Source organism: Nocardia sp. NBC_00511 (assembly GCF_045161165.1).
In the GTDB taxonomy this organism is placed as follows: domain Bacteria; phylum Actinomycetota; class Actinomycetes; order Mycobacteriales; family Mycobacteriaceae; genus Nocardia.
Genome location: NZ_CP107849.1, coordinates 1,830,883 through 1,851,268 on the forward strand (window position 1 = coordinate 1,830,883; position 20,386 = coordinate 1,851,268).

Here is a 20,386-nt window from a genome sequence, read left to right on the forward strand (position 1 = left end):
ATGTTCGTTACCATCGGCAACTATGGACGGCCGGGGGTATCGCTGTGGGTGACGGGGAATGGTTGGTCATCGAGACCTTCTCGGACGCACCCACCGTGGTTGCCGCCGGATCGCGGGCCCGCAACTGGCGACCGCTGAGCAATGTGTTCCGGGGCAGCTCACTGGCCATGGTCCAGAAGCTCGTGGGGGTCGTCGTCGACAACCTCAAGGACTCACAGACCCTGGTCGACCTCACCCCAGGCACCCGATTGGCCTACGCCCGACCGATTCTCGGTCCCGGCCGCCAGGTGCACGCCGTCATGGTGTGGCTCGGCGGCCGCGACGAGAACCCGCCCCCGCCACCGCGCGCCCTGGGCTGGACCTGGGACGTGACCGATCCGGGCCGCCCGCGCCCGGTCTGTCATCCCGGCTGCGGGGAGTTCTACGGACTGCCCGATCTCGGCGAGCCGTCTCTCACCGACCTGCTGTCCACCTTCACACAGCTGCCCGAGCTGGCCGAGATCCTCGAAGCCATCGACACCGCCGCCCCGGATCGGGCCGGGACCGGCGAATGGACCATGCGTCGACCCGATGGTCGAACGATGAAGGTGCGCTACGCCTTTCGCTGCGCACAGACCGACGGTCGCCTGCTCCTGCACGGCATCAGCCAGGAACTGGCCGACGACGACTCCGGCCCCGCTGGTCGGCTCGCCGCTGAGGTCCTGCATCAGGTGGCGGTCGATCGCCACCCCGCCCTGGTCCACACCGGCTCGGGGCATGTGCGCGCCTGGCTGACCACCGCCCCGGACTTTCTGCCGCCGGAGGTCGTCCGCGGTCTCTCACCGCTGCCCGCCGGGTCGCTCACGGCGGTCCCGGGGCTGCCCACGTCGACCGCGCTGCGCATGGTGTCCGCACCGGCTTCGCGCTGATCCCCGCGTCACGCGGCGGGTCCCGGTCCTTCGGCTGCGAGTGCCGATCGCGCGGTACATAATGCCTGGACAGCTCGTTCGATAGGGGTCCACGGGGCCAGGTGGTGCGCAGATGACCGTAGGTAAATTGTCCGTGGTCTCGTGGACGATCTTCGTCGTGATGTCGGTCGCGTTCCTGCCCGCCATCCTGGCCGTGAACAACATTGCGGGACTACCGCATCCGGTGAAATTCGCACTGTCGGCCTTCATCATCGTGGTGGTGTGGTGGGGGCCGTTCGTCTACGGGATGTACCTGTCCATGGTGGGCATGGGCAACAACGACAAGCGGCTGCTGAAGCGGGGGATCCGTGGCACGGCCGTGGTGCTCGAGGCCAAGCAGACCAACACCATGATCGGCGGGGCCTCCGACATCGGTCGGTTCGGACGCTTCGTGCGCCTCTACCACCTGCGGGTCACGCTGCCCGGCCAGAAGCCGTACGAGACCTACTGCCGGATCACCGCGGGCGGCTTCCGCAAGTGGCAGAACGTCGTCGTCTACGCCGCCCCGCACAATCGCAAGCGGGTCACCATCGATGTCGAGGCGTCACAACCCCGGGTCGGCGAAGCGCCCACCGGCACATCGCAGGTGCACATCCACGAGGCCACCCGCCCCTTCGGCAACTCCTACACCGACGAATCCGCGCGCATCCACCAGCTCTCGGAGCTGGCCCGGCTGCATCGCGAAGGTTCGCTCACCGACGCCGAATTCGCCGCCGAGAAGTCCCGCCTGCTCGGCCACTGAGCGGCGCGGACATTTGTTCAATACGGGTTGGTCGCCAGCGTGGAGGGTGGGGATCCAGACCGATCCCGAGGAGGACCCCCATGACCGTCACGACCACCGCTGCGGCGCGAGCTCGGCGCCGCGCCGGATTCCTGTGCGCCGCAGTGCTCATCGTCATGTGCACCGCGAATTCCATTGGCACCCAGGTGGTTCGGGCCGATGTCCCCCAGGACGAGATGGTGACGCTTCCCGACGGCGACATGCATGTCGTCGTCAGCGGGACGCCCAGCACCGAGGCGGTGGTGTTGATCCATGGGCTGGCCGGATCGACCGCCTGGTGGGATCAGGTCATGCCCGCGTTGCGGGGCCGCTACGTGATACGCGTCGATCTGCTGGGGGATGGCAAGTCGGCGAAACCGGACAGCGGCTACAGCATTGCCGAGCAGTCGCGCCGCGTCGGCATCGTCCTCGACCGGCTCGGCGTCGGCCGGGCGATCCTCATCGGACATTCCAGCGGCGGGTACGTGGCGACCTCGCTCGCCGAACAGCGCCACGACCTGGTCAGCGCGATCGCGCTGATCGACACCGGCGCTCGCCTGGACGCCTTCACCGACAACGGTCCGGCCTCGGCACTGCTGTCGCTGCCGGGGCTCGGCCAGGCCGTGTGGCCGCTGCTGCCCGACGCCGCCATCCGAGTTGCCCTGAGCAGCGCCTTCACCCGCGATGTCGTGATCCCCGACGAGGTGATCGCCGATGTGCACGGTATGACCTATCGCAGCCTCACCGCGACCTCGGCGGCCTCGGACGACTACCTGCGGGCGCAACCGGAATCCGACCGCCTGGCCGCACTCGCGCTGCCCAGCATGGTGATCCACGGTTCCGCCGACAAGCGCTGGCTGCCTGCGTCTTTCGACGACTACCGCCGAGTCTCCGGCGTCCGCCTCGAAACCCTCGACTGCGGCCACACGCCCATGATCGAGGATCCCGCGGACACCGGTCCGCTACTGCGCGACTTCGTCGATCATCACTGAGCGCATCCGCCGAGCCGCTCCAGCACCGCCAGGTAGAGCGCATGCCATTCGCTGTTGCCCTGCCCGACGAATGTGCCGTCGGTGCCGAGCTGAATGGTGTGCGCCAGCCGCAGCCCGGTGAGGCACGCGTCCGGGCTCACGGTGATGTACTGACCCTGAAAGCCGTTGGCCTGGAATCCATCCGGTGTCGCACCGCTCCACCACTGGTATCCGTACCCGCCGGGCGTGGTGTCCCCGGCGTCGCTGGCGGGCAGCATCCCGGTGGTGGCCGCGGTGACCCACTGCTGCGATACCACCTGCCGCCCTTCGGGTGTGCGTCCGCCATTGCGCATCAGTTCACCGAGGCGCACGAAATCCCTTGGCCTGGCGAACAACTCCTCGGAGGCGATGGCTCCGCCCACCCGGTCGGTCATGATGTCGGCCGGAGCCTCCATGCCCGCGGGCTGCCAGAGTTGTTCGGAGAGCACCTCGTTGAACGGTTTGCCGTAGAGCTTCTCCAGCATCCAGGCGAGCACCTGGGTATTGGCGCTGTTGTAGTTGAACCGCGCGCCCTGGTCCTCGACCCGCGGCAGTGATGCCAGGTACCCGTTGCGGGTCTGGCCCGTCCGCCCGTTCGTGTAGTAGTCCAGCGCCAGGTCGATCCATTCGGTGACCTGCGTGTTGTGTGACAGATCCTCGCTGTGCTCGTCCCATTCGATGCCGGAACGCATTTCGAGGATATTGCGCAGTGTGGTGCCCTGCCATGCGGTGCCGCTCAACTCCGGCACGTACTTGTCGACCGGATCGTCGAGCGAGTCGATCAGGTGCTGGTCGGAGGCGATACCGACCAGGGTCGAGACGAACGATTTCGTCATCGACCACGCCTGATGCGACTGGTCGTCACTCCATCCATTGGCGAAGTAGGCGGCCACCACGGTCCCGTCGTGCGCGAATTCCAGTGCGTCGGACTCGGTGTCGTCGAGGAAGTCGCCGACCGTCTTGGTGCGCCCGGCCCACTGATAGGTGACATCGCGCAGGTCGATCGGCGCGCTGGGCAGTGCGGAGACGTACCCTCCGGCCGCGATCGGCGCATGTGGCAGCAGCGCATCGGGTTTGACGACGTCGGTCGGCAGCGGCAACAGCACCGTGTTGTTCGCCAGCACCTCGTGGATGTAGTTCGACCAGTAGTCGGGGTTCGCCAGTTTCGCGGCTTCCCCCGCCGCCAGCGCGGGCAGCGGGGGAACGCCGAGCAGCCGACCGCCCTGGATGGCGGCCAGCAGATCCGAACCGGAGATCACCACGAGCGGATCGGGCTCATCGGCCGTCGCGATGGCCTGGGAATTCGCGATGCCGACCACTGCGGCGAGGGCGACGAGCGCCTCGAACCGGGTGCGGACCCGGCGGCCAGTCAATCTGGACATGCGCTCAACTTAGCGTGATATGCGCAGGTGGGTGACCGAAACGCGCCGGGAGTAGTCCGCTGCGGACAGTGTCAGGCCACGCGCATGACCCGGCGATCGGGTTCGCTGCGGTAGCGGGACTGGTCGCCGTCGATGCGCAGCAACTTCCACAGGCGCTTGGTCACCGGATTCATCAGACCCAGATCACCCGCGAGCGAACGCATATCGCCGAAGTAGCCCGACAGTGTCTTGGCCGCGGTCGGCGAGCGCCAGAACGCCTCCTTGATCACCGCGTCCGGAATGTCGAAGCGGCGCGCGAACTCCGGCGGGGGAGCCATGATCTCGCCGGCCAGCCAGCGCATCGCGAGGGGGAAGGCGATGCCGCAGACATTGCGGTAGAGCACGTTCATGCCCGGCACGTGTTCCATCAGGAATTCATTGGCGAAGGAGATGTGCCGGGCTTCCTCGGCGATATGAATCTCCATGCAGCGCACCACCGCCGGCGGCAGGTTCGCGCCATTGCGGATGATCGCCTTCTGGTAGTGGTCGATCGGTTCCTCGCCGCCCAGAATGCCGATGAACAGAATGGCCCAGGCGTATCCGCCCGCGACGCCGATGAACGGCGAGAGCGTCCGGAACATCGGCCGCATGCCCGGCACGTCGACGCCGATCCGGTTGACCAGCTCCTGGAACATCTGAATGTGGTTGCACTCCTCGGTCATCTCGTGGAGGCAGTAGCGGAATTCCGGAGAGCCGTTGGGCAGCTTCATGATGTACTGCATCATTCCGCGAATCAGGATGCTCTCGAAGGCCGCGCCGACCTTGACGGCGTTCGCGACGCGCCAGCGTCCGATCTCGATCTGCCGGTCCAGCGGTTGCGCCCGATACCAGCTGGTCGCGCCCAGTGGATCGATCTCCGGCGCGAGCACCCAGCGCGAATCTTTCGGGTCGATCGCGAATTCCGGTGCGTCCCAGTCGATGTCCAGATAGGGATCGAAGCGCCGCTGCACCGATCCCTCCGACAGGGTGTGCAGTAGATCCGCGTAGTCCCGCTGTGCCGGACCGTTGTTGGTGGTCGTCAGAGCCATCGTTGCCTCCTCGTCATGCGTGCCGTGCGCCGCGGCAGGCGCGGAGGTTCGGCTCCCGCGCCTGTGCGGTGCAACACACTCCAAGGTAAGTGCTAACGCGGGTTACACACAACCCTCGGCGGTCTCGAATCGGCCGCGAGCCCGGGAATGTGCCGCTACCAGCAGCCCTTCGACTGCCCGCGCGGTGCCTGGACCGGGGTTCACCACCGCCAGCCAGGCTGCCCCGGCGTAGACCGGATGTGCGAGCAGGACATCGGCCCGACTCGAGTCCACCGGATGGTCGGCGGCTTCGCGAGGTGTGTACCCCGTCTGTTCGGCGAACGCCTCGCGGCCCGCGCTGATATTGAGCCGGAAGGCATCCGGTCGATCCAAACGTGAGGCCCGGTCGTCGGGATAGTCCTTGGTCACGATGGTCGCGAAAGGCTGTGTGGCGGTCGGGATCTCACCGCTGGGGGAGTAGTAGAAGAACACGTCGCCCCAGGCGATTTCCGGAAACCCGTCTCCGGGGCCGGGTCGCAGGGTCAGCACCCCGCCCAGCGCTTCGATGAATTCGATGATCTCGTCGATGCTCATGAGTTCCAGGATCTCATTGAACTTCCCAGTGAGACTTAGACCGGAAATTCCAGGTCATAGCGGGAGAAGTCTCAAACCAGCCGTATCCCGCCGCATGGTCGATGCGGCGGGATATGCGGTTTACGGTCGTGCGCCCACGGTTTCACCGTCCGGCACCGGGGCGGGTTCGGGTTTCCGCACCGGACGCAGGAAGACGATCAAGGCGGCTGCCGCCGAGAGGGCGAACAGCATGGTCCAGATCGCGCCGACGTGCATGGCGTGAATGAACGCCAGGTCTGCCGCGTGGGCCAGATCGGGACGGTGGATGGCCGCGGCGATGTGCCGGGCCTGCTCGGCCGACGCCCGCACGCGATCCGCCGACTCCGCCGGAAGATCGTGCGCCGCACCGTCGATGCCGTTGCGGTACACGATCGACATGATGGTGCCGCCGATCGCGATGCCGAGCACACTGCCGGTCTGCCGCACCGTATTGGTGACCGCCGATCCGGTCCCCGCGCTGTCCAAAGGCAGTGTGCCCATAAGGGTTCCGGTCACCGATCCGATCACCATGCCGATGGTCAGCCCCTGGATCGCGGAGATCAGCACCATCAAGGCGATCGGCGTGTGCAGACCGTAGAACGCGAAGGTGCCCATGCACAGCGCCGCGATGGTCAAGGCGCTGGAGGTGACGATCCACAGCGGCCACCGTCGTACCAGTCGCACGCCGAGCGGTCCGCCCACGATCACCCCGAGTGCGGCAGGCGAATTGGTGAGACCGGCCGCGAGCGGCGAGAATCCGCGCGCCCCTTGCAGATAGAACGCGCTGTAGAAGCCGACCGCGGTCATCGCCAGGAACAACAGCCCCAGGGCCGCATTGCCGCCGCCGAAGACTCGCCGCGCCAGCAGTCGCGGGTCGAAACTCGGCTGGCTGGAACGCAATTCGACCACGACGAAGCTCGCGAGCAGGATCAGCCCCGCCGCGATCGGCCCCCACACCTGCACCGGTGTCCACGAGGCGACCTGTCCGGCCCGGATCAGGCCGTACGCCAGCGCCGCGAGCCCGCTGATCGACAGCAGCAGTCCGGCGAAATCGAGGGGCCGCGGAATCGGGCTGCGGAAGTTCGGCACCAGCGCCGCGATGCCGATGAGCGCGACCGCCACCACGGGCACGTTCACCAGAAACACCGAGCCCCACCAGAAGTGGTCGAGCAGCACGCCGGCCAGCAGTGGCCCGGCGGCCAGGCCCACGCCCGCGGAGGTGGAGAACAGGCCGATCGCGGTGGCGCGGGCCGGTCCGGTGAAGGTCCAGGTGAGGATGGCCATGGTGGCGGGCATGATGAGTGCGCTGCCGATGCCCATGGCGGCGCGCGCGGCGATCAGTTCGCCCGCGCTGCCGGAGTAGGCCGCCCAGACGGAGGATGCGGCGAAGACCACCAAACCCGTGGTGAGCACGGTGCGGTGGCCGAATCGGTCGCCGAGGGCGCCCGCGGTGAACATCAGCGCGGCGAAGACCAGTGTGTAAGAGCCGGTGGCCCATTGCAGTTGGCCGGGGCTCGCGCCCAGGCCGCGCACCGGGTCGGCGAGGGTTTCCAGCGCGGTGCCGAGGATGGTGTTGTCGAGCCAGATCAGCAGGGAGGACAGCAGGAGGACGGTGAGAATGAGCCGCTGCCGCGAGGTCGGCAGTGCCGGAGGCGTGGTCATGGATACCTTCGATAAGATTGGTAGGAACCTGACGAACGAAGTCTGCACAATCGTCAAGAACCTGTCAATCTCCGAAGGGTGGCCGCATGGTGAGTTCCGATGGGCGCGAGGGCGGTTCGCTGACGTTCATGGTCCGCAAGGTGTGGCTCAGCATGCGCTCGGCTATCGGCGAGTCGCTCGCCGATTTCGGGCTCACCAGCTCGCAGTACGCGACGTTGATGATGACCCAGCATCGGCCCGGGATGTCGGTCGCCGATATCGCGCGTGAGGTGGCGAGTTCCCGGCAAGCGGCCAATGAAATGCTCGGTGGCCTCGAGAAAGAGGGCCTCATCGAGCGCCGTCCGCACCCGACCGACCGTCGCACCCATCAGATCTACGTCACCGACGCGGGCCGAGAACTGTACGCGCGGGCCGAGATCGCGGTGGATCGTCGCGAGGCCGAGTTGGAGGCCGCCTTCACTCCGGCGCAGCGCGCCGCCGTCCGGGTGTGGTTGTCCGGGATGGCCGAGGCCTGCCGCTAGTTCGCGTCCAGCATTCCGTTCACGATCGCGCGTAGCCCGGTCGCGTAGGTGTCCTGCGCGGTGAGCTCCGGCCACCACTGCGCCAACGCGGCCAGTCGCGGCCACGCGGAATTGCGGTCGGTATCGCCCATGACGGCCTGGCGGTAGTCCGGCTGCGGGTCGGGGCGATGGCGAATGGTGTTGGCGCGCACCAGGATCTCGCCCACCGTGTAGTACCAGATGGTGCGGTAGAGGTGTACCGCGTCCTCGGGGGTGAGCCCGCAATCGATCGCCCCGTCGATCATCGCCTCGACCATCCACAGCGCGGAGTCGCCGAGGACCGCGTCGGCGGTGAGCACCTCGACCATCCAGGGGGCCGCGGCCAGGCCGTCGTGCATGACGGTCGCGGCGGCGAGGATGCGCTGCTTGGGATCCGTCGGCAGTACCGGGCGTTCGAGTCGATCCGCCGAATCGTTGAGCAGCTGCACGAGCAGGTCCTGCTTGTCGCGGATGTGGTGGTAGAGCGTGGTCGGCGCGGTGCCGAGTTCGGCGGCCAGTCGCCGCATCGACAGCGTCTGCCAGCCGTCGCGGTCGATCAGAGTGCGTGCGGCGGTGAGGATCTGCGCGCGGGAGGTGCGCGGCGGTCGGCCGGTGCGCGCGGCGCCGGGGGTGGCGGAGTGGTCGGCTGGCACTGGACAAGTCTCCTCTATCGGCTGCACACTAGTTTTCGAACGCGTTAGAAAACGAGTGTGAGGAATCATCTCATGACAGCGACCGCCGACATGTTCGACACGTTGATCCAGCTCCGCGCCGGTGGCTCGGTCGACATCACCGGGCGCGGCAATCCGGGTGCGGACCCGGGCCTGTGGACCGTGGCCGCCTTCCGGGCCGAGGACGACCGGGCGGTGCATTCCGATGTGTGGGAACGACATCCGGCAGGGGAGGAGGTGCTGTGCCTGCTGCGCGGGCGGCTCGCGGTCTTCCTGCGCGATGAGGGGGACGGCGTGCGGCCGCACGCGACGCTGACGCCCGGCGACTGCTTCGTGGTGCCGCCCGGGCAGTGGCATCGACTCAGCGTGCTGGAGCCCTGCGAGCTCATGAGCATCACGCCACGGCCGGGTACCACCCACGAGAAGGCCTGATCATCGGCTCGTGCGGCCGAATCTCCAAACAGGTTTCCACCGGGTGGGAAATTCGGCCGCGCAAGGATCAGGCTGATCGGAATCGTTCAGCCGCGATGGCTGAGCGGCTTACGGTTCCGGGCACCAACTCCCGGGAGGACGACGCCGATGAGCGAACCATGGCAGATCAGGACCGATGTGCTGGTGATCGGTGGCGGACCCGCCGCCTGCTGGGCCGCCGTCCACGCCCGGGAAGCCGGAGCCGAAGTGGTGCTGGTGGACAAGGGCTACTGCGGAACCAGCGGCGCGACAGCGCCTTCCGGCACCGGCGTCTGGTACGTCGCCCCGGAGGCGACCGCCCGCGCCAATGCCAAGGCCAGCCGGGAAGCCCTCGGTGGCCATCTGGCGGACCATTATTGGATGGACCGGGTCCTCGACCAGACCTACGCCAATATGAGCCGCCTGGCCGTCGAGGGCCGCTACCCGTTCCCGGTGTCGCCGGAGACCGGTGAGCAGATCCGCACCGGCGTGCAGGGCCCGGAGTACATGCGCCGCATGCGCGCCTGGGTGCAGCGGCTCGGGGTGCGAATCCTCGATCACGCTCCCGCCCTGGAACTTCTGGTGGACGCCGACGGCGTGGTGCGCGGCGCGGCGGGCTACCGGCGTCAGGACGAGCAGGACTACCAGGTCACCGCCGGTGCGGTGGTGCTCGCCAGCGGTGGTTGTGCGTTCCTGTCGCGGGCGCTGGGCACCAACGTGAACACCGGCGACGGCGCGCTGATGGCGGCCGAGGTGGGTGCGCGGTTCTCCGGCATGGAGTTCTCCAACGCCTACGGCATCGTGCCCAAGGGCTCGACCATCACCAAGACCGCCTACTACGGTTACGCCACCTTCTTCCACGAGGACGGCAGCGTGCTCGAGGGCGCGGGCTCGACCAAGGGGCGCTCGGTCATCGCGCAGACCCTGTTGTCGGAGAAGGTGTTCGCGCAGCTCGATCGCGCCGACGCCACCGTGCAGGCGCAGATGCGGCTGGGGCAGCCGAACTTCTTCCTGCAGTTCGACCGGCGCGGCATCGACCCGTTCACCGACCGCTTCGAGGTGGACCTGCTCGCCGAGGGCACGGTGCGCGGCACTGGCGGCATCGACATCGTCGACGACCACTGTGCCACCACGGTTCCCGGCCTGTACGCGGCCGGTGACGCCGCCACCCGCGAACGCATCTGCGGTGGTTTCACCGGTGGCGGCAGCCACAATTCGGCGTGGGCCATGTCCTCGGGCAGCTGGGCGGGACGCGGCGCGGCCCTGTTCGCGCTGGCATCGGAGGACGCCGATCCCGCCGCGCTGCGGGCCACCGGCCGCGTCGGGCTGCGTCCCGAGGCCTCGGAATCGATTGCGGCGGAGGAGGTTCTCGCCGACGCGCAGCACGAACTGCTGCCGTTCGAGAAGAACTACCTGCGCCACGGCGACCGCGTCCGCCCGGCCCTGGCCGCACTCGACGACCTGTGGGATCGTGCCGCCCTGGGGCTGGGTGGCACCGGTGCGGAGCGGGTGCGCGCCCGCCAGGCCGCCGCCATCACCGCGGTCGGCCGTCTCATGTATCGATCCACGTTGGCGCGCAAGGAGACCCGTGGCATGAGCAAGCGCGCCGATCACCCGGAGTTGGATCCGGGTCAGCACCACCACATCGTGTCCGGCGGCCTGGACGAGGTCTGGACCTCGACGACCACCGCGACCAACACCACCCTGGCGGTGGCGTCGTGATCGAACTGGTGCTCGCAGACGAGTGCATCGCCTGCGACAAATGCGTCGATGTCTGCCCCACCAATGTCTTCGACCGAACGGCGAGCGGAATCCCGCTCATCGCAAGGCAATCCGACTGCCAGACCTGCTTCATGTGCGAGGCGTACTGCCCGGCCGACGCGCTGTACGTCGCCCCGGATTCGACCCCGCTGCCCGATGCGGCGCTGATCCCCGAATCCCACATCGGCCGTTACCGCGAGAAGATCGGCTGGGGCAAGGGGCGCAAGCCCGGCAGCCTCGTCGCGGTCGGCCCGGAACTGCCGCACGGCAATCCGCCGCCACGCTTGACGGTGGAATAGCGCTCGGATGTGAAAAGCGGTGTGGCCGTCACGGATACGTCACGGCCACACTGCTTTGGTCAATTCAGCGCAGGGCCAGCGCCAGGAAGAAGTCGACCCGGTCCTCGAGTCGCGACAGGTCGCGGTTGGTGAGTTCCTCGATGCGCTGAATGCGGTAGCGCAGCGTGTTCACGTGCACGTGCAGTAGTTCCGCGCATTTGGTCCAGGACCCGGACAGCTCCAGGAACGTCTCGAGCGTGTGCACCAGATCCGCGCGATTGTCCTGGTCGTAGACCCGCAGCGGGTCCAGCAGCCGCACCCGGAACATGCGCCGCACCTCATCGGGCACGCTGGCCAGCAGCAGCATGTGGGTGGCCAATTCGTCATGGCGCACAACGCTTGTCGGCTCCGACCGCTCGGCGGCCATCCGCCGTGCGTACCGGGCCTCCTCCACGGCGCCGCGCAGGCCTTCGCCGTCGACCGCGCCGCTGATGCCCACCGACAACCGGCTCAGTTGCAGCCCCGGTTCCAGCGCCTCGATGGCCCGGTGCACGTGATCGTCGAGGGCCTTGTTGTCGCCGAGCGCGACCAGCAGGATCACCTCGCCGTCCACGACGCCGACGGCCGGGCTCTTGCCGTAGAGGATTTCGCGCAGCACCGCCCGCAGCTCACCGGGCCGCACCGCACCCGAATCGGCGGTGGCCGCGACCGCGATATAGCGGTCCGACAGCCCCAGCCCGGTCAGCTCCAGGCGCGAAATGATGTCCGCCGGTTTGGCATCCGACATGATCAGCTCGATGAGCTCCTGCGCGAGCCGCCCTTCGGCGCTCTGCCGATCGTCCTGCCGCGCGCGTTCCAGCGACACCACCGCGGCCAGCTCGCCGATCAGCGCCCGCCGCTCCTCGGGCCAGTCCTTGTAGTCGCTCTCGAACACCAGGAACCAGTCCGCGATCCGCGAGGTCCCGTCGGCGTCCACCGCGAACAGCGAGTATCGAATCGTGTTGTGGCTCAACACATGTGGTAGTCGCCGCGCGCCCAGGAAGGCGGAGAGCACCTGCTCGGGCAGCCCCTTCGGCGGTCCGGCCACCACGCGTCCCAGCGAGGACACCACCCAGCACCGGGTGCCGAGGGTGCGGTGCACCAGGTCGAGCACCGAATCCAGCCCGCTGCCGGAGACCAGCTGCCGATGCCGGTCGAGGATCGCGCTGAGGTCGGCGGCTCGGCCGGAGGACAGCTTCCGGTTGATCTGCTCGGTGACCGTCGCGAAGGCGATGTGCTCCTCGACCCGGAACAGCGGAATTCGGTGTTTCTTACAGGCCTCGACGAGATCCTCGGGCGCTTCGCCGTAGAGGGCGTCTCCGGCCGCCAGCGCGGCCACTCGTGCCTTCGCGAGGGCGCCGACGAACGTTTCACTGTCCTCGGGCGTATGACGCCACTGCATGCCCGTGAGCACGAATTCGCCGCCGGAGAGGTATCTGCTGGGCTCGAGCATGTCCGTGGTTACGACCCAGCGGACGAATCGGTCCAACTCGTCCTCTCCGGTGACGAGCCGTAGGCCGAGGTCCTTCATGGTCAAGAGGGAACGTAACCGCACGATGTCCGAGGCTAACAGTCGGTGACCGTCGGGTTACCGAACTTGGATGTAACTACAAACGCGCCCCTGTGTCGCGGGCCACAGGTTCGGAGGTCTCGTCCTTTCGGGCATGACCGCCCGGCGGGTTTAGTGGTTGACACACGCCAATGAGGGATGGAGGTCGGATGTCGAGTCGCCTGGAATGGCTCGGTTCGCTGCCCCTGGAAGAGGCCGAGGCGCACCTGCTGACCTGCAATGCGTCCCGGACATGGGCACGGAAGATGGTCGCGAACCGGCCGTACGCGGACGAGTCGAGCTTGATCGCCGCCGCGGTGACAGGGGTCACGGAGCTCGCTTGGGAGGATGTGACGGAGGCGCTGGACGCGCATCCCCGCATCGGCGAGCGCACGGCGGCCAAGCATCAGTCCGAGCGTGAGGCCCAGTGGTCCGCGCAGGAACAGTCCGGCGCGTCGGATGCCGACGCGCGGGTGCTGCAGGAGCTGGCGGCGGGCAATCTGTCGTACGAACAGCAGTTCGGCCACGTCTTCCTGATTCGGGCGTCCGGTCGTAGCGCCGAGGAGATGCTCGGTCAATTACGCCACCGGATGAGTAATACAGCTAACGAAGAGCAATTCGTAGTTCGCCGTGAGCTGGCCGACATCACCGGACTTCGGGTCCGCAAACTTCTGGAGGACGCGCTGTGAGCCTGTCCACTCATGTACTCAATGCCGCGACCGGACGACCGGCCGCGGGCATGGCGGTACGTTTGGAAAGTGCCGCGGGCGAGATCCTCGCCGAGCGCCATACCGACGACGACGGCCGGATCAAGGATCTGCCCGCTCCGAGTCCCGGCGCGCACCGACTGATCTTCGACACCGCCGCGGTCAGCCCGTTCTATCCGGTGGTCACCATCGACTTCACCGTCGAAGACCCCACCGAGCACTACCACGTGCCCCTGCTGCTGAGCCCCTACTCGTACTCGACGTACCGGGGCAGCTGAGCACAACGGCCCTGTGTGGCACCGACGTTCGCGAAGTTCCGGCCGCCCCGGCGATCCGGAACTCGATTTCTGAAGGACTGCAATGGATTTCCTACACCCCGAGAGCTGGGAGCACGCCCTCCAGCTGAAGGCTGATCGCCCCGAGGCGCATCCGATCCAGGGTGGCACCGATGTGATGGTCGAACTCAACTTCGACGTGCACCGTCCCACCGCGATTCTGGACCTGAACCCCTGCCGGGACGTGTTCAAGGTCGAGGAGCAGGCCGACGGCCGTATCCGGCTGGGCTCCGGCGTGCCGTTCGTGAAGATCATCAACCGCTACTCCGACCGGCTGCCCGGTCTGGCTCAGGCGTCGCGCACTGTGGGTTCTCCGCAGATCCGCAATCGCGGCACCGTCGGCGGCAACCTCGGCGGCGCCTCGCCCGCCGGTGACGCGCACCCTGCCCTGCTGGCCACCAACGCGGTGGTCGAGGTCGAGTCGGCCGCCCGCGGCACCCGCATGATCGACATCGACGACTTCTACGTGTGGGTCAAGAAGAACTCGCTCGAGCCCGACGAGCTGATCCGCGCCATCTGGCTGGATCCGGCCACCGGCCCGCAGTACTTCTCCAAGGTCGGCACCCGCAACGCCATGGTGATCGCGGTCTGCTCGTTCTCCGTTGCGCTGCACACGGATACGCGCACCGTCGGCGCGGGCATCGGCTCCGCGGGCCCGACCCCGATCCGTCCGGTCGAGGCGCAGGACTTCCTCGCCGCGAACCTGGACTGGGACAACGGCGGGAAGCTGAACGACGATCTCGCCCACGAGTTCGGACGGCTCGTGGGCGCGGCCGCCAAGCCCATCGACGATGTGCGTGGCACCGCCGACTACCGCCGGCACGCGCTGTCGGTGATGGCCCGCCGGACCCTCGGCTGGGCATGGAACGACTACACCGCAGAGAGGAGGGCGGCCTGATGCGTATCAACTTCACCGTCAACGGCTCCCCGGAAACCGCCGACGATGTCTGGGAGGGCGAGTCCCTGCTGTACCTGCTGCGTGAGCGGGTCGGCCTCCCCGGCGCCAAGAACGCGTGCGAGCAGGGCGAATGTGGTTCCTGCACCGTGTATCTCGACGGCACCCCGGTCTGTGGCTGCCTGGTGGCGGCCGGTCAGGTGCAGGGCCGTTCGGTCCGCACCGTCGAGGGTCTCGCCGAGGGCGACAAGCTCGACCCCATGCAGCAGGCGTTCGTGGACGCCGGCGCGGTCCAGTGTGGTTTCTGCACCCCGGGTCTGATCGTGCAGGCGCACGACCTCATCGACCGGGTGCCCAACCCCTCGGATGTCGAGATCCGTGAGGCACTGGCCGGAAACCTGTGCCGCTGTACCGGTTACGAGAAGATTCTGGACGCGGTGAAGCTCGCGGCCGAGCGGAAGGCAGAGGCCAAGTGAGCAAGCTCGTCATCGAAAACGCTTATATCGCACCGGTTGTCGGTGCGGAAATCCCCAACGGCTACCTCGTCGTAGGCGACGACGGCCGGATCGAAGCTCTCGGCGCGGGACCCGCGCCGTTGGTGGTGGGTGCCGAACGCCTCTCCGGCGCCGGATGCCTGGTGACCCCGGGCCTGGTGAATACCCACCACCACCTCTACCAGTGGGCCACCCAGGGCCTGTTCCAGGACGCCACCCTCTTCGAGTGGCTGACCGGTCTGTACCGCCTGTGGGCGACCATGGATGCCGAGATCGTCTACGGCGCGGCCTCGGCCGGTCTGGGCTGGCTCGCGCTGACCGGCACCACCACCTCCACCGATCACCACTACGTATTCCCCAGTGGCCGTGGCGATCTGTTCGACGCCGAGGTGCGTGCCGCCCGCGAGCTGGGCATCCGCTTCCACCCCTGCCGCGGATCCATGGACCGCGGTCAGTCCCAGGGCGGGCTGCCGCCGGACGAGGTGGTGGAGAACCGCGAGGCGATCCTGCTCAACACCGAGGACGTCATCCGCAAGTACCACGACCCGTCCTTCGACTCGATGCTGCGCGTCGCGGTCGCCCCCTGCTCGCCGTTCTCGGTGTCGGAGGGCCTCATGGTGGATTCGGCCACGCTGGCCCGTCAGCACGGCGTCCGCCTGCACACCCACCTCGCCGAGACCCTGGACGAGGAAGAGCACTGCATCGAGCAGATGGGTTGCACCCCGGTCGAATACATGGAGAAGCTGGGCTGGCTCGGCGACGACGTGTGGTTCGCCCACGCGGTGCACCTGCACGACAAGGACATCGCGGCCTTCGCCAAGACCGGCACCGGTTCCGCGCACTGCCCGACCTCCAACGCGCGCCTCGGCGCGGGCATCGCCCGCGTGCAGGACCTGCTCGCAGCAGGTGCCCCGGTCGGCCTGGGCGTCGACGGTGCGGCCTCCTCGGAGCTCACCTCGATGGCCGGAGAAATGCGTCAGGCCATGCTGTTCCAGCGTGCCGTGCACGGCCCCCGCGCCATGACCGCTCGCCAGGCCCTCGAGGTCGGCACCCTCGGCGGTGCCCGAAACCTGGGTCGCCACAACGAGATCGGCTCGCTCGAGGTCGGCAAGCTCGCCGATATCGCGGTCTGGAAGGTGGACGGCTTCCGCGCCGCCATCGAGGACCCGGTGTGCTCGCTGGTCTTCGGCCCGCAGCCGCCGCTGGCGCGCCTGCTCGTCGGCGGCAACACCGTCGTGGAGAACGACGAGCTCAAGACCATGCCGCAGGACGTCGTCGCCGAGAACGGCGTCAACGCCCGCAAGCGAATCATGCAGCAGGAGAACCGATGACCACCGTACGCAGCACCCGGTTCCCACAGGATGTGGCGGTCCCGGGCAAGGGTGGCGTCGGCGAGAGCCCGCTCCGCCCGGACGGCACCCTGAAGGTGAAGGGCGAGTTCGCCTACACCTCCGACCTCTGGATCGACGGCATGCTGTGGGGCGCGACCCTGCGCAGCCCGCATCCGCGCGCCAAGATCGTCAGCATCGACACCAGCAAGGCCGCGGCCATGGCCGGTGTGCACGCCGTCCTCACCCACGAGGACGTGCCGGGCCGCAAGGTCTACGGCCTCGACCACACCTGGGATCAGCCGGTGCTGGCCTTCGACGAGGTGCGTCACCACGGTGAGCCGATCGCGCTGGTCGCGGCCGATCACCCGGAGATCGCGCGCCGGGCCATGATGACCATCGAGGTCGAATACGAAGTCCTGGAACCGATCACGGATCCGATGGCCGTCATCGAGGACCCGGTCGGCCTGGCCGTGCAGGGCCGCGGCGGCATCGCCCGGCACCAGCCGGTCCGGATGGGCGACATCAATATCGGCAAGACGCTGTCCACCGTGGTGATCAGCGAGGAGTTCGAGGTCGGCATCCAGGACCAGGCGTTCCTAGGTCCGGAGTCCGGTCTGGTCATCCCCAACGAGGACGGCACGCTCGACTTCTACGTGGCCACCCAGTGGCTGCACTGGGACCTCTCGCAGATCGGTCCGTGCCTGGGTCTGGAAGAAGACCAGATCCGCATGACCATGAGCGGAATCGGCGGCGCGTTCGGCGGCCGCGAGGACCTCTCGATGCAGATCCACGCGGGCATGCTGGCCATGCACACCGGCAAGCCGGTCAAGATGATGTACAACCGCCAGGAGTCCTTCTTCGGGCACGTGCACCGCCACCCGGCCAAGATGCGCTACGAGTACGGCGCGACCGCGACCGGAAAGATCACCTACGCAAAGGTTCTCATCGTCCTCGATGGTGGCGCGTACACCTCGGCCACCCAGAACGTGGTCGGCAACGCGTCCTCGCTGGCGGTCGGCCCCTACGAGATCCCGCACCTCGAGATCGACGTGTACGGTGTGTACACCAACAACCCGGTCTGTGGCGCGATGCGCGGATTCGGTGCGGTGCAAGCGTGTTTCGCGCACGAGTCGATGATGGATAAGCTGGCCGAGGCCCTCGACCTGTCCCCGGTCGCGATCCGTCAGATCAACGCCGTGTCGATGGGTTCCAAGCTGGCCACCGGCCAGGTCATCTGGGCCCCGATGCCGATGGCGGAGATGCTGCAGACGGCTTCCGAGCTGGAACTTCCTGACGCCGTAGATACTTCGGACATCCGCAACCTGCCCGGCGGTGCGTCGCAGACCACCCACGGTGAGGGCGTGTACCGCGGTATCGGATACGGCGTCGGCATCAAGAACATCTGCTTCTCCGAGGGTTTCGACGACTACTCGACCGCGCACGTGCGCCTCGAGGTCATCGGCGGCGAGCCGGTGGCACTCGTGCACACCGCGGGCGCGGAGGTCGGTCAGGGTCTCAAGACCGTCGAGGCGCAGATCGCGCGCACCGAGCTCGGGCTCGAGCGGGTGGTCATCCATCCGTCCGACAACACCGTCGGCAGCGCCGGTTCCTCGTCCGCCTCCCGGCAGACGTACATGACCGGCGGTGCGGTGATGGTGGCCTGCCAGGCCGTGCGTGACGAGCTGTTCAAGATGGCGCGCAAGAAGTTCGGCCCCGTCGGCTTCCTCGAGGTCGAGGGCGGCAAGGTGATGACCAAGACCGGCGAGTTCGTGGCCGCCATCGCCGATGTGCTCGGCGACGAGGTCATCGACCTCACCCGCGAATACCACCACCAGGCTTCCGGCCGGATGCATCCGGAGACCGGTCAAGGCGACAGCCACACCCAGCTCGCGCTCTGCGTGCACCGGGCCGTGGTCGAGGTCGACACGGAGCTTGGACTCGTGAAAGTCGTTGCCCTGGACGCTGTTCAGGACGTCGGCAAGATCATGAACCGGCTCTCGCTGGAGGGTCAGATCCACGGAGGCTCGATTCAGGGCCTGGGTCTGGCAGTTATGGAGGAAATTCAGGTCACCAACGGCAAGGTGCGGAACCCGTCCTTCACGGACTATTTGATCCCCACCATTCTCGATACGCCCCCGCAGAAGCTGGAGATCCTGGAGAACCCGGATCCGCGTGCGCCCTATGGCCTGCGCGGTGCCGGTGAGCCTCCGACGCTCTCTTCTACGCCCGCTATCGCCGCAGCCATTCGCGACGCGTGCCGTAAGCGGGGTGGCACCGGAAACATCAACCGCGTGCCCGTACGTCCGGAAGACATCATCCGGAACAGTTGATTAACAGGGGCAGATCGCCTGCGGGAGCGCCGATGTGGGGCGCTCCCACGGTGATAGGGACTCCACAACAAGCAAGACCGAATCCGCGGCCCGGACTATTACCAGATAATCCGGGCCGCTGGTCGGCTACGCCCATAGGAGGGCAGCCATGACCCAGACTCAGTCACCGATCACGACAACGGAGACCCGAGAGTCCGCGCTCGAAAAGTTCTTCAGGCTAACCGCGCGCAAGACAACTCTAACCCGTGAAATTCGCGGCGGCATCACCACATTCGTCGCTATGGCGTATGTCATATTGCTGGTCCCGCTAATTCTCGGCGGCGTTGCGGACGTCCACGGCGACAAGCTCAGCATCGCTCAGTTGACCACCACCACCGCGTTTTCCGCCGGTTTGACCACGGTCCTGATGGGCCTGGTCGGCAATGTGCCCCTCGCATTGGCCGCCGGACTCGGACTCGTACCCGTGGTGGCGTATCAGGCCGCACCGCACATGACCTGGCCGCAGGCCATGGGCCTGGTGGTGCTGATGGGCATCGTGATCGTGATCCTGGCCGCGACCGGCCTGCGAACCATGATCATCAATGCCATTCCGCTCGCCATGAAGAACGCGATCGGCGTCGGCATCGGCATGTTCATCGCCATGATCGGCCTGGTGTCCTCCGGCGTGGTGGGCCACGGCTCACCGGGCGGACCACCGGTGACGCTGGGTGTGGACGGCCATTTGCAGGGCTGGCCCACGGTCATCTTCGCGGTCGGCCTGCTGCTGATGTTGGCGCTGTTCATCCGCAAGGTGCCCGGCGCGATCCTGATCAGCATCGTGATCTCCACCGTGCTGGCGATCATCGTCAACAAGATGGCCACGATCGATCCGAAGTCGTGGGGGACCGTCGTCCCGGAGAAGCCCAAATCCCTGTTCGCCACACCGGATTTCGGTCTGCTCGGCCACATCGACCTGTTCGGTGGTTTCGCCACCGCGGGTGCGATGACCGCCTCGGTGGTGCTGTTCACGCTGGTGCTGACGGGCTTCTTCGACGCCATGGGAACCGTTTTCGGTGTCTGTGACGAGGCCGGGCTGGTGGACGAGAAGGGGCAGGTGCCCGGCATGGGCAAGATCCTGACCACCGACGGTGTCGCCCAGATCATCGGCGGCCTGTCCGGCGGCGCGGGTTCCACGGTGTACGTCGAGTCGGCGACGGGTGTCGGTGAGGGCGCCCGTACCGGTCTGGCGAGCGTGGTCAGCGGCGGATTGTTCATCGCCGCAATCTTTTTCACCCCCATCGCGGCGGTGGTGCCGATTCAGGCCGCCGCTCCCGCCCTGGTGCTGGTCGGCGCGTTGATGATGACGCAGGCCCGCAAGATCGATTGGAACGATCTGGAGGTCGCGGTGCCGGCCTTCATCACGATCGTGCTGATGCCGTTCACGTACTCGATCACCAACGGCGTCGGCGCCGGTCTCATCGCCTACACCGTGATCAAGCTCGCTCGCGGCAAGTTCAGCGAGATCCATTGGCTGGTGGCCGTGGTCAGCGTCGTGTTCGTCGCTTACTTCGGCATCAACGGCATCGAAATGGCCTTCGGAAGGTAAGAA

General features: G+C 67.3%; 20 protein-coding genes. 14 read left to right on the forward strand and 6 right to left on the reverse strand.

Translation table 11 applies throughout. From position 1 onward, the window contains the following. Positions 1-44 precede the first annotated feature (44 nt). From OG300_RS08620 to OG300_RS08630, 3 genes are all read left to right on the forward strand, one after another. On the forward strand, positions 45-908 hold the full coding sequence (locus OG300_RS08620) for a GAF domain-containing protein (protein ID WP_405493926.1): 864 nt from the start codon (positions 45-47) through the stop codon (positions 906-908). A 112-nt stretch (positions 909-1,020) separates the two neighbouring features. After that, entirely contained in the window at positions 1,021-1,689 is a 669-nt protein-coding gene (locus tag OG300_RS08625; protein ID WP_405493928.1) for an SHOCT domain-containing protein, read from the forward strand. An 80-nt stretch (positions 1,690-1,769) separates the two neighbouring features. Continuing rightward, positions 1,770-2,699 carry an alpha/beta fold hydrolase gene (locus OG300_RS08630; RefSeq protein WP_405493930.1) on the forward strand — a complete coding sequence of 310 codons (930 nt, stop codon included), beginning with the start codon at positions 1,770-1,772 and terminating at the stop codon, positions 2,697-2,699. Here OG300_RS08630 and OG300_RS08635 read toward each other — a convergent pair. The 4 genes from OG300_RS08635 to OG300_RS08650 form a co-directional block, all read right to left on the reverse strand. Beyond that, complete coding sequence (locus OG300_RS08635) at positions 2,693-4,099, reverse strand: serine hydrolase domain-containing protein (protein ID WP_405493932.1); 1,407 nt, start codon at positions 4,097-4,099, stop codon at positions 2,693-2,695. The genes OG300_RS08630 and OG300_RS08635 overlap by 7 nt on opposite strands. Before the next feature lie 71 nt (positions 4,100-4,170). Further along, positions 4,171-5,166, reverse strand: a complete 996-nt coding sequence (locus OG300_RS08640; RefSeq protein WP_405493934.1) for a diiron oxygenase — start codon at positions 5,164-5,166, stop codon at positions 4,171-4,173. 102 nt (positions 5,167-5,268) lie between these two features. Next, positions 5,269-5,739 (reverse strand): DUF6194 family protein, encoded by a 471-nt coding sequence (locus tag OG300_RS08645; protein ID WP_405493935.1) that lies wholly within the window; start codon positions 5,737-5,739, stop codon positions 5,269-5,271. A gap of 120 nt (positions 5,740-5,859) precedes the next feature. Continuing rightward, positions 5,860-7,419, reverse strand: a complete 1,560-nt coding sequence (locus OG300_RS08650) for an MFS transporter (protein WP_405493937.1) — start codon at positions 7,417-7,419, stop codon at positions 5,860-5,862. 86 nt (positions 7,420-7,505) lie between these two features. Between OG300_RS08650 and OG300_RS08655 the strand changes: the two genes are divergently transcribed. Beyond that, entirely contained in the window at positions 7,506-7,940 is a 435-nt protein-coding gene (locus OG300_RS08655) for a MarR family winged helix-turn-helix transcriptional regulator (protein ID WP_405493939.1), read from the forward strand. Here OG300_RS08655 and OG300_RS08660 read toward each other — a convergent pair. Further along, entirely contained in the window at positions 7,937-8,611 is a 675-nt protein-coding gene (locus tag OG300_RS08660; protein WP_405493941.1) for a TetR/AcrR family transcriptional regulator, read from the reverse strand. The genes OG300_RS08655 and OG300_RS08660 overlap by 4 nt on opposite strands. A 72-nt stretch (positions 8,612-8,683) precedes the next feature. Between OG300_RS08660 and OG300_RS08665 the strand changes: the two genes are divergently transcribed. The 3 genes from OG300_RS08665 to OG300_RS08675 all read left to right on the forward strand — a co-directional run bounded on the left by OG300_RS08665 (position 8,684) and on the right by OG300_RS08675 (position 11,139). Further along, the gene (locus OG300_RS08665) at positions 8,684-9,061 is read left to right on the forward strand and encodes a cupin domain-containing protein (RefSeq protein WP_405493943.1); all 378 of its coding nucleotides are present in this window, start codon (positions 8,684-8,686) and stop codon (positions 9,059-9,061) included. A 147-nt stretch (positions 9,062-9,208) separates the two neighbouring features. Continuing rightward, positions 9,209-10,801 (forward strand): FAD-binding protein, encoded by a 1,593-nt coding sequence (locus tag OG300_RS08670; protein ID WP_405493945.1) that lies wholly within the window; start codon positions 9,209-9,211, stop codon positions 10,799-10,801. Then, a complete protein-coding gene (locus OG300_RS08675) occupies positions 10,798-11,139 on the forward strand; it encodes a 4Fe-4S binding protein (RefSeq protein ID WP_405493947.1) in 342 nt (113 codons plus the stop codon). The genes OG300_RS08670 and OG300_RS08675 overlap by 4 nt, the downstream gene beginning before the upstream one ends. A gap of 64 nt (positions 11,140-11,203) precedes the next feature. Here OG300_RS08675 and OG300_RS08680 read toward each other — a convergent pair whose 3' ends face one another. Then, on the reverse strand, positions 11,204-12,712 hold the full coding sequence (locus OG300_RS08680; RefSeq protein ID WP_405493949.1) for a PucR family transcriptional regulator: 1,509 nt from the start codon (positions 12,710-12,712) through the stop codon (positions 11,204-11,206). A 164-nt stretch (positions 12,713-12,876) separates the two neighbouring features. Here OG300_RS08680 and uraD point away from each other — a divergent pair, with 164 nt between their 5' ends. From uraD to OG300_RS08715, 7 genes are all read left to right on the forward strand, one after another. Continuing rightward, entirely contained in the window at positions 12,877-13,395 is a 519-nt protein-coding gene (gene uraD / locus OG300_RS08685) for a 2-oxo-4-hydroxy-4-carboxy-5-ureidoimidazoline decarboxylase (RefSeq protein WP_405493951.1), read from the forward strand. Next, positions 13,392-13,691, forward strand: coding sequence for a hydroxyisourate hydrolase (gene uraH / locus OG300_RS08690; RefSeq protein WP_405493953.1), 300 nt, complete (start codon positions 13,392-13,394; stop codon positions 13,689-13,691). The genes uraD and uraH overlap by 4 nt, the downstream gene beginning before the upstream one ends. Before the next feature lie 82 nt (positions 13,692-13,773). Next, on the forward strand, positions 13,774-14,646 hold the full coding sequence (locus tag OG300_RS08695; protein WP_405493955.1) for an FAD binding domain-containing protein: 873 nt from the start codon (positions 13,774-13,776) through the stop codon (positions 14,644-14,646). Continuing rightward, a complete protein-coding gene (locus OG300_RS08700; protein ID WP_405493957.1) occupies positions 14,646-15,119 on the forward strand; it encodes a (2Fe-2S)-binding protein in 474 nt (157 codons plus the stop codon). Before OG300_RS08695 ends, OG300_RS08700 begins: the two co-directional genes overlap by 1 nt. After that, complete coding sequence (locus OG300_RS08705) at positions 15,116-16,468, forward strand: 8-oxoguanine deaminase (RefSeq protein WP_405493959.1); 1,353 nt, start codon at positions 15,116-15,118, stop codon at positions 16,466-16,468. The genes OG300_RS08700 and OG300_RS08705 overlap by 4 nt, the downstream gene beginning before the upstream one ends. Beyond that, positions 16,465-18,798 (forward strand): xanthine dehydrogenase family protein molybdopterin-binding subunit, encoded by a 2,334-nt coding sequence (locus tag OG300_RS08710; protein WP_405493961.1) that lies wholly within the window; start codon positions 16,465-16,467, stop codon positions 18,796-18,798. Before OG300_RS08705 ends, OG300_RS08710 begins: the two co-directional genes overlap by 4 nt. A gap of 148 nt (positions 18,799-18,946) precedes the next feature. Next, positions 18,947-20,383, forward strand: a complete 1,437-nt coding sequence (locus OG300_RS08715; RefSeq protein WP_405493963.1) for an NCS2 family permease — start codon at positions 18,947-18,949, stop codon at positions 20,381-20,383. Positions 20,384-20,386: the final 3 nt, after the last annotated feature.

Excerpts from the sequence above, each read along its gene's own strand:
- OG300_RS08625 (WP_405493928.1), top strand. The coding sequence starts at position 1,021 with ATGACCGTAGGTAAATTGTCCGTGGTCTCGTGGACGATCTTCGTCGTG.
- OG300_RS08630 (WP_405493930.1), top strand. The coding sequence starts at position 1,770 with ATGACCGTCACGACCACCGCTGCGGCGCGAGCTCGGCGCCGCGCCGGA.
- OG300_RS08635 (WP_405493932.1), bottom strand. The coding sequence starts at position 4,099 with ATGTCCAGATTGACTGGCCGCCGGGTCCGCACCCGGTTCGAGGCGCTC.
- OG300_RS08640 (WP_405493934.1), bottom strand. The coding sequence starts at position 5,166 with ATGGCTCTGACGACCACCAACAACGGTCCGGCACAGCGGGACTACGCG.
- OG300_RS08645 (WP_405493935.1), bottom strand. The coding sequence starts at position 5,739 with ATGAGCATCGACGAGATCATCGAATTCATCGAAGCGCTGGGCGGGGTG.
- OG300_RS08650 (WP_405493937.1), bottom strand. The coding sequence starts at position 7,419 with ATGACCACGCCTCCGGCACTGCCGACCTCGCGGCAGCGGCTCATTCTC.
- OG300_RS08655 (WP_405493939.1), top strand. The coding sequence starts at position 7,506 with ATGGTGAGTTCCGATGGGCGCGAGGGCGGTTCGCTGACGTTCATGGTC.
- OG300_RS08665 (WP_405493943.1), top strand. The coding sequence starts at position 8,684 with ATGACAGCGACCGCCGACATGTTCGACACGTTGATCCAGCTCCGCGCC.
- OG300_RS08670 (WP_405493945.1), top strand. The coding sequence starts at position 9,209 with ATGAGCGAACCATGGCAGATCAGGACCGATGTGCTGGTGATCGGTGGC.
- uraD (WP_405493951.1), top strand. The coding sequence starts at position 12,877 with ATGTCGAGTCGCCTGGAATGGCTCGGTTCGCTGCCCCTGGAAGAGGCC.
- OG300_RS08695 (WP_405493955.1), top strand. The coding sequence starts at position 13,774 with ATGGATTTCCTACACCCCGAGAGCTGGGAGCACGCCCTCCAGCTGAAG.
- OG300_RS08700 (WP_405493957.1), top strand. The coding sequence starts at position 14,646 with ATGCGTATCAACTTCACCGTCAACGGCTCCCCGGAAACCGCCGACGAT.
- OG300_RS08710 (WP_405493961.1), top strand. The coding sequence starts at position 16,465 with ATGACCACCGTACGCAGCACCCGGTTCCCACAGGATGTGGCGGTCCCG.
- OG300_RS08715 (WP_405493963.1), top strand. The coding sequence starts at position 18,947 with ATGACCCAGACTCAGTCACCGATCACGACAACGGAGACCCGAGAGTCC.